The organism is Phenylobacterium sp., from assembly GCF_041691455.1.
Classification (GTDB): Bacteria; Pseudomonadota; Alphaproteobacteria; order Caulobacterales; family Caulobacteraceae; genus Phenylobacterium.
Genome location: NZ_JBEPUO010000004.1, coordinates 196,908 through 209,856, shown reverse-complemented (window position 1 = coordinate 209,856; position 12,949 = coordinate 196,908). Strand labels below are relative to the sequence as shown.

At 66.9% G+C, this 12,949-nt stretch carries 14 protein-coding genes; 5 read left to right on the top strand and 9 right to left on the bottom strand.

The window, feature by feature from the left end; all coding sequences use genetic code 11:
- Positions 1-5 precede the first annotated feature (5 nt).
- Genes ACESMY_RS09145 through ACESMY_RS09125 form a run of 5 tightly spaced genes read right to left on the bottom strand, consistent with a single transcriptional unit; the run spans position 6 to position 4,979 of the window.
- The gene (locus ACESMY_RS09145; RefSeq protein ID WP_372784258.1) at positions 6-1,112 is read right to left on the bottom strand and encodes a peptidogalycan biosysnthesis protein; all 1,107 of its coding nucleotides are present in this window, start codon (positions 1,110-1,112) and stop codon (positions 6-8) included.
- Entirely contained in the window at positions 1,105-1,974 is an 870-nt protein-coding gene (locus tag ACESMY_RS09140) for an alpha/beta hydrolase (RefSeq protein WP_372784257.1), read from the bottom strand. Before ACESMY_RS09140 ends, ACESMY_RS09145 begins: the two co-directional genes overlap by 8 nt.
- Positions 1,971-2,891, bottom strand: a complete 921-nt coding sequence (locus ACESMY_RS09135; RefSeq protein ID WP_372784256.1) for an arginase family protein — start codon at positions 2,889-2,891, stop codon at positions 1,971-1,973. Before ACESMY_RS09135 ends, ACESMY_RS09140 begins: the two co-directional genes overlap by 4 nt.
- A 3-nt stretch (positions 2,892-2,894) precedes the next feature.
- Positions 2,895-4,289 carry an aspartate aminotransferase family protein gene (locus ACESMY_RS09130; protein ID WP_372784255.1) on the bottom strand — a complete coding sequence of 465 codons (1,395 nt, stop codon included), beginning with the start codon at positions 4,287-4,289 and terminating at the stop codon, positions 2,895-2,897.
- A gap of 18 nt (positions 4,290-4,307) precedes the next feature.
- Positions 4,308-4,979 (bottom strand): MtnX-like HAD-IB family phosphatase, encoded by a 672-nt coding sequence (locus tag ACESMY_RS09125; RefSeq protein ID WP_372784254.1) that lies wholly within the window; start codon positions 4,977-4,979, stop codon positions 4,308-4,310.
- Between the two features lie 39 nt (positions 4,980-5,018).
- Here ACESMY_RS09125 and ACESMY_RS09120 point away from each other — a divergent pair, with 39 nt between their 5' ends.
- On the top strand, positions 5,019-5,972 hold the full coding sequence (locus tag ACESMY_RS09120) for a serine hydrolase domain-containing protein (protein ID WP_372784253.1): 954 nt from the start codon (positions 5,019-5,021) through the stop codon (positions 5,970-5,972).
- 229 nt (positions 5,973-6,201) lie between these two features.
- On the opposite strand, the gene ACESMY_RS09115 is transcribed toward ACESMY_RS09120, so the two are convergent.
- The 3 genes from ACESMY_RS09115 to ACESMY_RS09105 form a co-directional block, all read right to left on the bottom strand.
- Entirely contained in the window at positions 6,202-7,536 is a 1,335-nt protein-coding gene (locus tag ACESMY_RS09115; protein ID WP_372784252.1) for a hypothetical protein, read from the bottom strand.
- A 356-nt stretch (positions 7,537-7,892) separates the two neighbouring features.
- Positions 7,893-8,267, bottom strand: coding sequence for a hypothetical protein (locus ACESMY_RS09110; protein WP_372784251.1), 375 nt, complete (start codon positions 8,265-8,267; stop codon positions 7,893-7,895).
- A gap of 5 nt (positions 8,268-8,272) precedes the next feature.
- Positions 8,273-8,413 (bottom strand): hypothetical protein, encoded by a 141-nt coding sequence (locus ACESMY_RS09105; protein WP_372784250.1) that lies wholly within the window; start codon positions 8,411-8,413, stop codon positions 8,273-8,275.
- A 139-nt stretch (positions 8,414-8,552) separates the two neighbouring features.
- Between ACESMY_RS09105 and ACESMY_RS09100 the strand changes: the two genes are divergently transcribed.
- A complete protein-coding gene (locus ACESMY_RS09100; RefSeq protein ID WP_372784249.1) occupies positions 8,553-9,089 on the top strand; it encodes a hypothetical protein in 537 nt (178 codons plus the stop codon).
- 77 nt (positions 9,090-9,166) lie between these two features.
- Positions 9,167-9,397, top strand: a complete 231-nt coding sequence (locus ACESMY_RS09095; protein WP_372784248.1) for a hypothetical protein — start codon at positions 9,167-9,169, stop codon at positions 9,395-9,397.
- A gap of 10 nt (positions 9,398-9,407) precedes the next feature.
- Here the strand turns inward: ACESMY_RS09095 and ACESMY_RS09090 are convergent, their stop codons facing one another.
- Positions 9,408-10,652 (bottom strand): hypothetical protein, encoded by a 1,245-nt coding sequence (locus ACESMY_RS09090; protein ID WP_372784247.1) that lies wholly within the window; start codon positions 10,650-10,652, stop codon positions 9,408-9,410.
- Positions 10,653-11,013: 361 nt separating this feature from the next.
- Here ACESMY_RS09090 and ACESMY_RS09085 point away from each other — a divergent pair, with 361 nt between their 5' ends.
- Together ACESMY_RS09085 and ACESMY_RS09080 are read left to right on the top strand one after the other, a co-directional pair.
- A complete protein-coding gene (locus tag ACESMY_RS09085) occupies positions 11,014-11,937 on the top strand; it encodes a RimK family alpha-L-glutamate ligase (protein WP_372784246.1) in 924 nt (307 codons plus the stop codon).
- On the top strand, positions 11,934-12,944 hold the full coding sequence (locus tag ACESMY_RS09080; protein WP_372784245.1) for an LLM class flavin-dependent oxidoreductase: 1,011 nt from the start codon (positions 11,934-11,936) through the stop codon (positions 12,942-12,944). Before ACESMY_RS09085 ends, ACESMY_RS09080 begins: the two co-directional genes overlap by 4 nt.
- The last annotated feature ends 5 nt before the right edge of the window (positions 12,945-12,949 follow it).

Sequence of the window (12,949 nt, the reverse complement as noted above, 5' to 3'; positions counted from 1 at the left end):
GACCGTCATGCGGCGCCCCTGAGTGGGACGGGATCGTCGGCGAACCAGGGCGCGGCGATGCGCAGCGCGCGGTTCACCAGCGGCCTGCGATGGCGGAACAGCATCTCGGCGCCGACCAGCCGGCTGCCCAGCCGAAGCTTGGAGGCGTAGCCCGCCTGACCGCTTCGATAGCGCTTCAAGCCGCGATCGATGCAAAGGCCGACGTTGGTGAGCCAGCTCAGGAAATAGAGGTCGTGCTCCGGGCCCCGCGCCGTCTCCATGCAGAAGAACTTGTCCAACAGCGTCTCACCGTCCTGCAGCAACAGATTGAAGCCGATCAACTCCTCGCCGAGGAAATAGCAGGGACAGAGCGCGCGATCGCCCATCGCGCCGAGCACGCCGGTGAAATAGGCCGCCGTCAGGTCTTCGAACTGCAGGTCGGAGCGCGCCCGCGTCTGGCGGTAGAGGTCGAGGGCGCGGCCTTCGAGGCCGAAAAGATCGTGGCGCATCTCCACTCGGATCCGGTCTGACTTCCGCAACTTGCGGCGCAGGTCCTTGCGCGTGGCGTAGCTCAGCCGCGCCAGGTAGCCATCGAGGTCCGCGAAATCGATGTCCAGCTCCGCCGCCGGCATGCCGGGTGTCGGCTGGTAGCCCAGACGCCGCGCGGCCTCGCCGAGATCGTGGTCGTCGGAGGGCGCGTCTTTCAGGGCCAGTAGCCAGCACCCCTGCGCCGCCGCCTCGACTTCAAAGGCGGTCAGCAGCTGGCCGATCAACTCGGCGCGGCGGGTCTCGCCCGGCGCGATCCCCAGGCAGATGTTCTCGGTGCAGGGAGATCCCAGCGAGGCCAGGCTGAGCGTGAATGCACGCGGCGCCAGCCGCCGGGTCGCCGCCACCAGCCGCCGGCCGGCGTCGGTCAGCGTGGTGTCGAGGGAATAGTCGGTCAGGAAGCCCGGCGCGGCCGCCAACGGACGACCCTCCTCGCTGATCAGCACATAGCGCCAGCGGAACCCGGCAAGCCCGGCCGCCTCGACCGCGGCCAGGTAGTCGAAGCCCTCCAGTCGCGCGGGGCAACAGGCGTCCCAGGTCTCGCGGCCGATCTCGTGGATCGAGTTGACGACGCGCGCCTCAAGCATCGGCGGGCTCACGGGATCGTTTGACCGGCGCAGGCGCCGCCGGCGGCGCGCCGAAATAGTCGGCGGTCAGGTCGGCGACCAGGTCCCGCTGCCGGTCGACGTGGACCATGTGGTAGCAATCGTCGAGCAGGTGCAGCGCCGTCGGCCCCGCCAGCGCGCGCTGCAGGCGATAGGCGTTGCGCGGGTCGCTCATGTCGTCATCCCGGGCGTGGATGATCAGGGTCGGCTGGATGACGCGGCCCCCGACCCGATCGATATGCTCGCCGAGGTCATGCATCTCCCACATCGAGCCTAACGGCAGCCGGTCCAGCGCGCCGATGATCACCGCACCCTGCGCCGCCGCCGTGCCGTCCCGCAGCCGCTCGTCCTTCAGGCCGAAGGGATAGGGCTCCTCGAAACTGATCCGGCGCAGCAGCGGCAGGTTGGCGAAGGGCTGCATGAACGGAGTCACGGCGCTGTACCACCGCTTCATGTTCCAGCCGTCGTAGCGGTAGGTCATGGAATAGACCGCCGTGCCCGCGAGCCTCGGCTCCTCCGCCGCCAGCGCCACGCCCAGCGCGCCGCCGACGCATATGCCGGCGACATAGACCTCGTCATGATCCGCCTGCAGCTGCTCGAAGGCCGTCCGCACCGTTCCCAGCCAGTCGCGCCAACCGGTCTTCAGCAGGCTCGCTTCGTCGAAGCCGTGTCCGGCGAGCATCGGCGCGGCCACCGAGAAGCCCCGGCGATGCAGCTTCTTGGCCAGCACCTTCATCTCGCCGGGCGCACCGGTCATGCCGTGCACAAGCAGCACGGCCTTGCCGGTTGCGCCCTTGAGCCGAAAGCTCAGGTCGCGCGGCGCGTCGAGCTTGGCCCCCTTCACGACGCCAGCCCCGAAAAGAGGTCGAGCAGCCGCAGGTTCACCGCCTCGTTCAGCGCCGAAGCGGCGGCCGGCTCAGGCCGCGTCCGTGGCTGATCCAGAAACGCCTCGCCCCGCTTCAGAGCCCAGGCCACCGGGCCGTCGCCGTAGACCGGCGCGGACCAATCGCCCACCACATCGGCGCCCACCACACGGCGGCCCGACGCGGCCGCCGTGATGGCCTCGATCAGGAAGTCGACGCTGGCCTGGCCCTGGTCCCAGTTGGTCACGGCGCCCTCGGCGGCCAGGACGTCCTTGTCGATGGTCACATAGATCGCCCGGGTCGGGATTTCCGCGGCCAGCCGGGCGATGAAAGCCGCCTCACCCATCGCCGAGATCGTGGGCCAGCTGCGGCTTTCCAGAGCCACCTCGCCGCCGCCGTCCGGCGCGCGCCAGGCGTAGAGGTCGAGGCGGTCCTCATCGATCAGGGCCAGGTCGCCGCGCTGCGACCCCTTGCGGCCGATGTCCGGGCTGCAGACGCCGATGGTGATCACCTTCGCAACCCCGGAAAGCCGCGCGGCCTCACCCACCCAGGAACCGCAATGCCGGCCCCGGGCCTGACGCACCCAGTCCGGATGGTTGTCGAAATGCAGGACTGTCACCGGTTCGTCCGCCGCCGCGGCGGCTCGCGCCACCAGCAGGGGCGTGACGTGATGAAAGTCGCCGGAGCCGGCGAAGACCAGCAAGCCGTCGGCCGCCGGAGCGGCGATCTCGCCCAGCCGGCTCCTCAGCGCCACCAGAGTCGAGGCCCGCGACCAGAGCCGCATCGCCGGACCAAGATCGCGGGCCGCCAGCACCTGCCCGCCCTCGGCGCGCACCCGGCCTGTCAGAGCGTCCTGCCGATCCAGGGCGTCGTCGAGCTGTAGGATCAGCGGCCGCACGGATCAGCCGCGCGTGCAGCGCGTCAGGAGTTGCTCCAGCAGCACCAGCGCCAGATCGATCTCCTGCGTCGTGATGTCCAGCGACGGCGCCAGCGTGATGACGTTCTTGTAGTAGCCGCCGACGTTGAGGATCAGTCCCATCCTTTCCCCGTGGGCCTCCAGGTCGCCCTTCAGGCCCTCGGCGACCATTCGGTCCATCAGCGCCTTGTTCGGCGTGAAGCCGTCGGCCTCGCAAAGCTCGCAGCGTAGCGCGAGGCCCAGGCCGTCCACGTCGCCGATCTGCGGCCAACGGGTCTGCAGGTCCTTGAGGCCTTCCAGGAAATAGGCGCCTTTCTCCGGGACAGTCCGCTCATACTCACCCTCGGTCGCCATTCGCAGGGTCTCCAGCGCGACGGCGGTTCCCATGGGATTGGCGTTGAAGGTCGAATGGGTGGAGCCCGGCGGAAAGACGGTCGGGTTGATCAGCTCATCACGGGCCCAGACGCCGGCCAGCGGATTGAGCCCGTTGGTCACCGCCTTGCCGAAGATCATCACGTCGGGCTTCACCCCGAAGTGCTCGATCGCCCACAGCTTGCCGGTCCGGTACATGCCCATCTGCACCTCATCGACCACCAGCAGGACGCCGTGCTGGTCGAGCACCTTCTTCATGCCGGCGAAGAAGTTCTTGGGGGGGATGACGTAGCCGCCTGTGCCCTGGATCGGCTCGGCGTAGAGCGCCGCGAATTCCGATTCTTGGGCCTTCACGTCGTAGACGGCGTGGAAGTCGCTTTCGAAGAGGCGAGCGAAATCGGAGATGATCTTCTCGGCGTACTCTTCCTTGCTCATCCCCTTGGGGCCGCGGAAGGCATAGGGGAATTCCAGGAAATGCGCCGTGTCGCCGAAGTGGCCGAAACGGCGGCGATAGCGGTAGGATGAGGTGATCGAGGACGCGCCCAGGGTGCGGCCGTGATAGCCGCCCTGGAAGGCGAACATCCGCGTCCGGCCCCCCGAGGCGTTGCGCACCAGCTTCAGGCTGTCGTCGACCGCCTGGGCGCCGCCGACGTTGAAATGGACGCGACCCTTGGCGCCGAACTTCGCCTCGACGTCACGCGCGATCAGCGCGGCGAGTTCGACCTTTTCGCGGTGCAGATGCTGCGAGGCGACCTGGGGCAGCCGGTCGAGCTGACGGCGCGCGGCGGCGTTCAGACGTGGATTGGCGTACCCGAAATTGACCGTCGAGTACCACATCTGCAGGTCGAGATAGGCCCGTCCCTCGGCATCGTACATGTACGAGCCGTCGCAACTCTCGAAGAACTTCGGCTGGTCGACATAGTGCACCGTATCGCCCCACGAGCAGTACCGGGCGTCGAGATCCCGAAGCTCGGCTTCGGTCAGGGGCTGGGCAGGCGCGTCGTACATTAAAGGCTCCGGAACAGCTCAAGCGGAGATGGTGTGGTGGCGCAAAACGGGGCCCTCGCCAACCAGGACCGATAACGAGCGGGTCACATCATCGAAGGTGTCGAACGGTAGATAGGGTTTGGAAACGCGGTCCGCATACTCCGCCAGCGCTCCCTTGGCGAAAAGGATGTCGGCCTTGAGACCAACGCAGAAATCCGACCGGCCATCGCCGACGACGATCAAGGTGTCGTCGGCCGAGGCGCCAACGGTCGTCGCGCATTTACAGACTCCGGAGCCGCTCTCACAATCGGCCGGCCTTTCCGGACAGGTCAGCGACCACGCGCCGGGCGCACCTTCGAGCCGGTTGGCGACGCGGGGCAGGCGCTCGAGGCCATCTCGGCCAAGAAGTCGAGTGATGAAGTAGTCGACGCCGTCGCTTGCGATGGTCAGGGGAAAACCTCTGGCCTCGCACCAGTCGACGAACCTGGTGAAGCTTGGGTCGAGCTCGACGCCGTCCAGCGTCGCATCAAGCTCGGCGAGCGATCCGCGGATGAGCGCGATCTGGCCCTGCATGCAGGCGCGGCCTGACAGCCGGCCGGCCTCCCATTCATCTTGCAGCACACGCCATTGCGGATCGGCCAACGCGTTCAGCACGAAGTCGGTGGAATCCTGGCGCGTGATCGTGCCATCGAAATCGCAAAGCACCTGCATTGACGGCCGACTTCCGTATCCGAGCGCCGAACGCCCGTTGTGCTCCCCACCAAGCTGGACGCCGCCAACTCGCCTTGTCCTCAATCGGAGATCTGCTTCCCAGCTCTGTGGAGCCTCAACCTTTTGCTGTTCGGACTGTTCGCCAGCGTCACCTCGGGCCAGACCTACGAGGCCTACATGCGGACCCACATCTTCGACCCGGTGGGCATGACCGATACCTATACGGTCGCCGACGAGACGCGGCTGCCGCGCATGGCAATCGGCTGTCGCCATGTGGAAAAGCGGCTCGAGCCGTCGCCGACGATCAGCGAGAGCTTCGGATGGGCGGCCGGCAACGTCGTGTCCACCCTGGCCGACCTCGCGAAATGGAATGCGGCGCTGCGCTCGGGCAAGGTCATCTCCAAGGCCGACTACGGGCTGATGTCGACCTCGGTCCGAACATCGCAAGGCGACGCGGGCTATGGGCTTGGCCTCTTCGTCGACGACGTCGACGGCCAGCCCCGCGTCGGCCACACCGGCGGCTCGTTCGGGTTCACCACCGCGAACGAGTACTTCCCGAAGCAGGACCTGCAGGTGATCGCCTTCACCAACAACGGCGACGACACGCCGGAGCCCGGCGAGATCCTCACCCAGATCGTCTTCGAGGACCTTTATCCGCGGATCGCCGAGGCCGCCAGAAAGCCCAGCCCGGGCGCCGATCCGTCGATCACCCCCATGGCCCGCGCCGCCTTCGTCAGCCTGCAGAACGGCGAGGACGCGCAGGGCGCCTTCAGCCCGAATCTCGCGGCAAAGCTGAAGTCGGGCCTCGGCGAGATCGAGGCCAAGCAATTCATCGGCTACGGCGCGCCGACCGCTGTGATCTTCAAGGGCGCGCGCGTCGCCAACGGTCTGAAATGGTCGGACTACCTGCTGCAGTTTGGCCCTGGCTGCGCCTTGAAGTTCGGCATCGGGCTTGGCTCGGACGGCAAGATCGCCAGCTTCTCGTTCGGCTGAACCTCCGGTGACGATCACCAGATACGGATGCCCCGGGGGGTCGGGTTGGCGCTGATAGCCAAGGCGGGCTTCCTGCCCGTTGCGGACGAACCACTATCCGCCACCTAGGTCTGCCTAGCGCCAGGGACTGAAGTTGGGACACGTGCGGGAACCGGACATTCGCCTCCGCCCGCAGGTTCCCAAGACCACGCGAGGACCAACGAGGGTCCGATGCTACGGGCGGCCGCTGCTAGGCCTCCGGGCGGGCCGCCCGCCGGACTTCGGCCAGGATCAGGGCGAACAGGACCACGATCAGGCCCGCGTAGGCGTACTGGGTGCGCGAGACGCCGACGCCCCATGGAAACCAGATGCCCTTTACGTGGAGATTGCTGAGCTCCTCGGCGAAGAAGCCGACGCCGGCCAGGACGGCGGCGAGGACCGCGAGCACGTCCGTCAGGCTGCGCATCCGCGCGACCCCCGGACCTATCGCCCAGAGATAGGCGACGAGCAGGGCGAGCCGAATCCAGGTCGCGGCGGCATGGGCGCCGGCGACCGAGCCGAGCGCCTGCGCGGGCGGCCACCAGGACCGCCCCAGCAGCTGCACGGCGACGTAGAGGGCGGTGAGCGCGGCGACGACGGCGGCGAAGACCCGCGACCGGCCGCCGGCGAACCAGCTGCGCCAAGCCAGGGTCCAGGCTCCCAGGGTGAGCGGAGCCAGGATGACGTTGCGGATCACGTCGTAGGTGCGCTGGCTCTCCCACTGGGTCCAGAACAGCAGGACCTGCTGGAGGCGGAGTAGAGCGAGTATCACGAGCGCCGCGGCCAGCCAGGGGCGGGCGCGATCGCGCGGCGCGGCGGCGATCGGAGCGATCAGCATGAGCGCCAGGACCAGGAGCAGCGCCGGTTCGACGGCGTCGACCACATAGCCCTTGAAGGTCTGCAGCCACTGGCCCTGAACGACAGCGTCGATCCCCTCGCCGTCGCCCAGGACCGGCGCCACGTGAAGGCCGCCGACGCCGGGGCTCTTGGACCCCGGCGAACCCAACCACACCCGCAGCGCCACGGTCAGGGTGCGCGTCCCGCTGGCGGGGAGAGCTCCGAGGGCGAAGGCCCGCGGCTGGATGCTGTAGGCGACAGGCGTGGCGCCGCTGACGTCGGCCGATCCGCCCAGCAGACGGCCGTCGACGTAGAGCAGGTAGGCGCTGTCGACGGCGGTGGGTGCGGCGAGGGCCAGAGGCTCGCCGGGCGAACCGGTGACGGTGACTCTCAGGCGATACCAGGCGTAGCCGAAGTATCCGCGATGGCCGCGATCGTTCCAGCCGGGAACGTAGCGCGTGATGCCGACGTCGCCGTCGTGAGCGCCGTGGGCCGGCGTCAGGTCGACGCGCTCCCAGGCCCCGTCATCGAAGGTGGGACTGGCCCATCGCGGATCGTCGCCCAGTGCAAAGGTCCAGGGGCCGTTCAACGGGACCGTGGAATGGCCCAGGCTGATCGCCGGGCCGTCCGAGGCTGCGGCAGCCAAGGCGGTCCCAAGCCAGAAGATGAGGCCGACCAGCAGCGCGCGCCAGGAGAACCCAAGCTGCATAAACCCTCCCCCCGGCGCCTGGCGGCCGGCTAATGTCATCGCGCGACGCGTCAGTGTGGACCGTGATTAGGGGTTTCGCCAGGTCAAGAGAACGGCGTGTTGAGATCATGGGTATGCGCCCGACCGCCTGTTCCGGGCGATGGGTGACAACCTTTGCAAGGCTATGCAAACCGCCTGACCGCTAGATCGTCCCGGACCCGGATTTTCCCAAGTTCGCCTAAGAGTCAAAAGCCGAACTAAGCCGGGTGACTCACTCGGCGTGCTTCGCCGCGATGACAATTCCTGATGATGGCGCGCGTGACACCGGCGCTGAATGGGCGTCGGGTGCGATAGCCGGAAGCAAAAAGCCCGGCGCTTCACTTACCTGCGGAAGGCTGGGAAGCTTTCTTCTGACGAGCTTTGAATTGGTAGAAGAGACGGTCGACCTTGCCGTTCTCGTCGGTGCCAAGCAGGCGCCCCAGTCGCTTACTGCTGTTTGCAGACTCGATAACCTGCTGCTCCGCCATTCCCAGACGTCCAGCTAGGTGCAGCACGCTTCTAGCGCCGGTGCCGCCTACATCGCTGCGAGCATCGTCCTGCTGTTCCTTTTCAAGGTAAGTTTCGAGCTGCCAGCGACGCTGCATACGCTGCCCGAAGAACCAAAACGACCCAGCCAACGCCACTATGCCTGTGGAGACCTGAGCGATATTCGCCCAAATGCTGAGTGTTGCGGGCCAGTCCGTCGCGCTCATGCAAGCTAGGCCTTCGGATTCGCCTTCTTGGCCGGTTGCCGCCTAGGCTGCGGCGGGGTGGCGAGCATGCGCTTGACTACCTCGTCACGGCGGCGGCGGCCGGCTTCCTCTTCGCTGAAGTCTTCCGCTTCGGGTGTCTGTTCCATGGGGGAATCTAACATGAGCAAAAGGCCTGGGAAACGCAGGCCCGTGAAGCCAGAAGGGATCGCGCCGAAGCCTCGCTTTAGAGGCGCATCACTCGAGACGGGCGCCAGGAAGCCAACACTGCAGGATATCACGCGCCAAATGCCGACGCCGGGTGAGGTCGACGACTACTTTGTGCAGATCAAGGCGATGAGCGACCGCGAGGCGGTTCTGGCCCAGTCCGCGTTTTTAGATACCTTCCTGGAACAAGCCCTTAGCTGGTGCATGGTCACCGCCCCGTCGGACAATCGGGATCGTATATTCCGAGACCCCGGAAGCCCACTTGGCAGCTTCTCGGCACGAATCCTCCTTGCAGAAGCCCTAGGCGTTGTCTCGCCCGCGATGCGCGCCCAGCTCGACGTAATCCGCCGCATCCGCAACGTCTTCGCTCATACGGTTCGACCGCTAGACTTCGAAAACAGGACGTTGGCGGAGGAAGCTGCAAAGTTAGATCCGGGTAGCATGACGCGTCCCGGGTTTGTCTACCAGACCGGCGTGGAAATCACGTCTCGCACGCGCTTCAACGATACATCGACGTTTGTTATTCGGCACGTCATCGAGTTCATTGGCGCTCGTCACAAGGGCGCGGTTGATGGCTCTTGGCCGGTCGTGGCGGCCTATCAGAGCACCTATGCGTGATGCCGCCGGTTAGGTTCGGTCGATAGGCGCCGTGTTCTCCCATCAGGGCGACCACGCTCATCTCAATCATGTAAGGGGTGGACCCGACTCGAAGCGCGCGCAGCGCCGAGGTCTATCGGCTGACCGCCGAGGGCCTGCGCTCAATGATCCCCGAAGACCAACTGCCGATGCCGGCCGACACGCTCGTCCGGGTGCTGCACGCCATGACCGACGGGCTGATCCTCAAGCGCATCATGATGCCGGAGCTGGTGGGCGATGAGGTGGTCCACGCCGCCTTCGCCGCCATCGCCGGGGTAAGGACGCCCTAGAGGCGCCGGATCAGGCGGCGACCATGCTCACATGGCTCGCGCCAAGGGAGGCCAGGGTGGCGGCCTGGCGCGGCGAGCTGGCGCGGTAGATCATCACCGACTTGGCGACCCGCTTGGCGGCCCTGATCGCCAGGCCAGCCCAGCCGATCAGCTCGGCGTCGCTCAGGCCGGCCGGGCATTCGAACGACACGGCCTGAAGGCCGCTGCCTTCCAGCCGGACGATCGCCGCCGGCTCGGTGTGTATCAGCCGGCCGACCACCAGGAGGGCGAAGGGGCGGAGCAGCGAGGTGGCCGCCAGCAACGCGCCCGGCGGCACGCCGTCGACGTCGCTGATCTCGCAGATCACCCCCAGCCGCACGAGGCCGCCGGCTTCCTTGAGCTGCTTGGCGAACTCCGAACGGCCCTTCTGGCTGGAGAGGCTCGTGTAGGAGAGCGGCACGACCAGGCTGAGCTGGCGTTCGGCGGGCTGCTCGGCGCGAAGCCGGTCGATGCCGCGCGCCACGGTAGCGAGATCGACCCGCAGCAGGTCGGCGGTGGAGAGCATCCCGATCTGCTGGGCCGACAGCTCCTCTTCCGAGCGGGTCACGATCACCCGGCGGATCATCCGGAATCCGATGCGCGTGAAGCCCTTCATCTCGTAGACCGGCTCGAGGGAGGCCGTGACCCGCAGTTGACGGCCGTCGCCGGCGATGAAAGGCGTCCAGCGATCAAGTGAACCCGGTTCTGCTTCCTGGTCCAAAGCGCCTTCAGCCAGCGGCGCCGGCTCTTCCTCTTCGCCTTCCTTCAGCACCTCGGCGCGAGAGTCCATCCGCTGGGCCTCGAGCTGGCCGTTGGTGATCTTGGTGACCTGCAGCACGCCCTCGGCGGCCATCTGATCCTCGCCAAGGAAGTGTTTGAGGATCTCGCGCAGGTAGCGCAGGCAGGCGGCCTGGCCGCCGAGGCGGCCGACGTCGGGGTGGACCACGAAAAAGTCCGTCGGCGAGACCTGGGTGAAGAAGCCGCTCGATCCCACGCCGCGCTCCAGCACCCGGCGGGCGAAGTCATAGACCTGATCCTTGCGCAGCTCCCACCGCGCGCCGAAACGCGCCTCGAGGATCTCCAGTGAGATGACGTTGATCTTGCCGCCGGCCAGCAGGACCGGATCGCCGAACCGCTGCAGCGCGTCCTCGACGCCGGCCGAGACCATGCGCAGGATGGCGGGCGGCGCCTGGGCCTCTTCGGCCGGCCCAACCTCCAATGCAGTCCCGTCCGCCACCATCGCCTCCCCAAAGCGTCCTGCGCTGTGAACCGGCTATATAAGCGCTCGATCTAGATAATATTTTGTCTCGTATGCAGCGGTTTACTCTACGTATTACTACGTATCTGGGGTCTCTATTCCAGATTTGTCCTGCGGCATTTTCGCGAACACCAATATTTGATGCACCGTTTTCTCTGTGAAATGGTCTATAAATTCAACGAATTCTAAGAGTCGTCCGACACGCTCTCACGAGCTGCGATCTACGGGCGAGGCCTGCGGATCGCGACGCCGCCGATCGAGGATGCCAAGACGCGCGATGTGAATTATCTGGTCGGGGCGCGGCCCAAGCCGCTCGCCTGAAGCGCCCGGAGTTCCCGCCTTGGCCGACCTCGCCGTGTTCTACGAGCACCCTCAGTGGTTCGAATCCCTGTTCCGGACGCTGGACCGGCGCGGGCTCGACTGGACGCCCATCGAGATCCAGAACCACACCTTCGATCCCGCGGACGCCAGCCTGCCGGCCCCGGTGATCCTGAACCGGCTCGCCATGTCGTCCTTCCTGCGCCAGGAGGAGCACGCCCTCTTCTACAGCCTGGCCGCGCTCGACCACTGGGAGATGCTGGGCGCCCGCGTGATCAACGGCCCCGGCGTCCTGGCCTACGACACCAACAAGGCCCGCCAGCTCAGCCTCTTCCGCAAGGCCGGGCTCGATATCCCCAGGACCCGCGTCGCCCACCGCCGCGAAGACGTGCCGCGCCTGGCCGCCGAGATCGGCTATCCCCTGATGGTGAAGGTCAATGTCGGCGGCTCCGGGACCGGCATGATCCGCTACGACAGCGCCGAGGAACTGGAAGCCGCGGTGGCCGACAAGCTGACCCCGGTCGGCGTCGATGGGGTGGCGCTGATCCAGGAGTATGTGCCGGCCCGCGACGCCCGGGTGCTCCGTTGCGAGGTGCTGGACGGCAAGCTGCTCTACGCCCTGGCGCTCGACGGCGCGGGCTCGACCTTCGACCTCTGCCCGGCCGACGTCTGCATGGTCGACAAGCCCACCATCACCATCAGCGAATTCAAGCCGCCAGCCGACATGGTCCGGGCGGTCGAGCGGGTCGCCCAGATGAGCGGCCTCGATGTGGGCGGCATCGAATACATGATCGACGACCGCGACGGCCGGGCGAAGTTCTACGACCTGAACGCCATGTCGAACTTCGTGGCCAAGCCGCTGGAGGTGCTGGGCTGGGACCCGCACGACAAGCTGATCGACTACCTGTTGCGCGAGATCGACGCCCGCCAGAGGGCCGCGGCATGAGGTACGGGTTCTGGACCCCGGTCTTCGGCGGCTGGCTGCGCAACATCCCCGACGAGGGCATGGCGGCCACCTGGGACTATACCAAGAAGCTCTGCCAGCGGGCCGAGAAGGTTGGCTACGACCTGACGCTCGTCGCCGAGCTGAACCTCAACGACATCAAGGGGACCGACCAGCCGGCGCTCGACGCCTGGTCGACGGCCGCGGCCCTGGCCGCCGTCACCGAGACCCTGGAGCTGATGGTCGCGGTCAGGCCGAATTTCCATCACCCGGCCCTGCTCGCCAAACAGGCGGCCAATATCGACAACATTTCGGGCGGCCGTCTGGCGCTCAATGTCGTCTCGTCCTGGTGGCAGGAAGAGGCCACCAGCTATGGCCTGCAGTTCGACCAGCACGACGACCGCTACGGCCGCACATCGGAGTGGCTGGACGTGGTCGACGGCCTGTGGCGCGAGCCGAAGTTCACCCACGAGGGCGCGCGGTATCAGCTCAAGGACGCGATCTGCGAGCCCAAGCCGGTCCGCAAGCCCGTGGTCTACGCCGGCGGCGAGTCCGAGGCGGCCAAGACCCTGATCGCCAACCAGTGCGACGCCTATGTGATGCACGGCGACACCGTCGAGGTGGTCGCCGAGAAGATCGCCGACATGCGGGCCCGCCGCGCCGCGACCGGCAAGCCTGCGATGAGCTTCGGCATGGCCGCCTACGCCATCGTCCGCGACACCGAGGAGGAGGCACGCGCGGAGGTCGCCCGGATCACCACGCTCGATCCCAACGCGCCCGGCTTCGGCAACTACGACCAGTGGCTCTCGGGCACCCAGCTGGAACGCGAGATGAAGATCGCCGAATACTCCGTCTCCAACCGCGGCCTGCGCCCCAACCTGATCGGCACGGCGGCCCAGATCCGCGAGCGCATCGCCGCCTACGAGGCCGCGGGCCTAGACCTGCTGCTGCTGCAGATGAGCCCGCAGTACGAGGAGATGGACCGCTTTGCCGCCGAGGTGATCAATTGAGCGAC

Coding starts and splice junctions, on each gene's coding strand:
- ACESMY_RS09145 (WP_372784258.1), bottom strand. CDS start 1,112: ATGCTTGAGGCGCGCGTCGTCAACTCGATCCACGAGATCGGCCGCGAG.
- ACESMY_RS09130 (WP_372784255.1), bottom strand. CDS start 4,289: ATGTACGACGCGCCTGCCCAGCCCCTGACCGAAGCCGAGCTTCGGGAT.
- ACESMY_RS09125 (WP_372784254.1), bottom strand. CDS start 4,979: ATGCAGGTGCTTTGCGATTTCGATGGCACGATCACGCGCCAGGATTCC.
- ACESMY_RS09115 (WP_372784252.1), bottom strand. CDS start 7,536: ATGCAGCTTGGGTTCTCCTGGCGCGCGCTGCTGGTCGGCCTCATCTTC.
- ACESMY_RS09110 (WP_372784251.1), bottom strand. CDS start 8,267: ATGAGCGCGACGGACTGGCCCGCAACACTCAGCATTTGGGCGAATATC.
- ACESMY_RS09105 (WP_372784250.1), bottom strand. CDS start 8,413: ATGGAACAGACACCCGAAGCGGAAGACTTCAGCGAAGAGGAAGCCGGC.
- ACESMY_RS09100 (WP_372784249.1), top strand. CDS start 8,553: ATGCCGACGCCGGGTGAGGTCGACGACTACTTTGTGCAGATCAAGGCG.
- ACESMY_RS09080 (WP_372784245.1), top strand. CDS start 11,934: ATGAGGTACGGGTTCTGGACCCCGGTCTTCGGCGGCTGGCTGCGCAAC.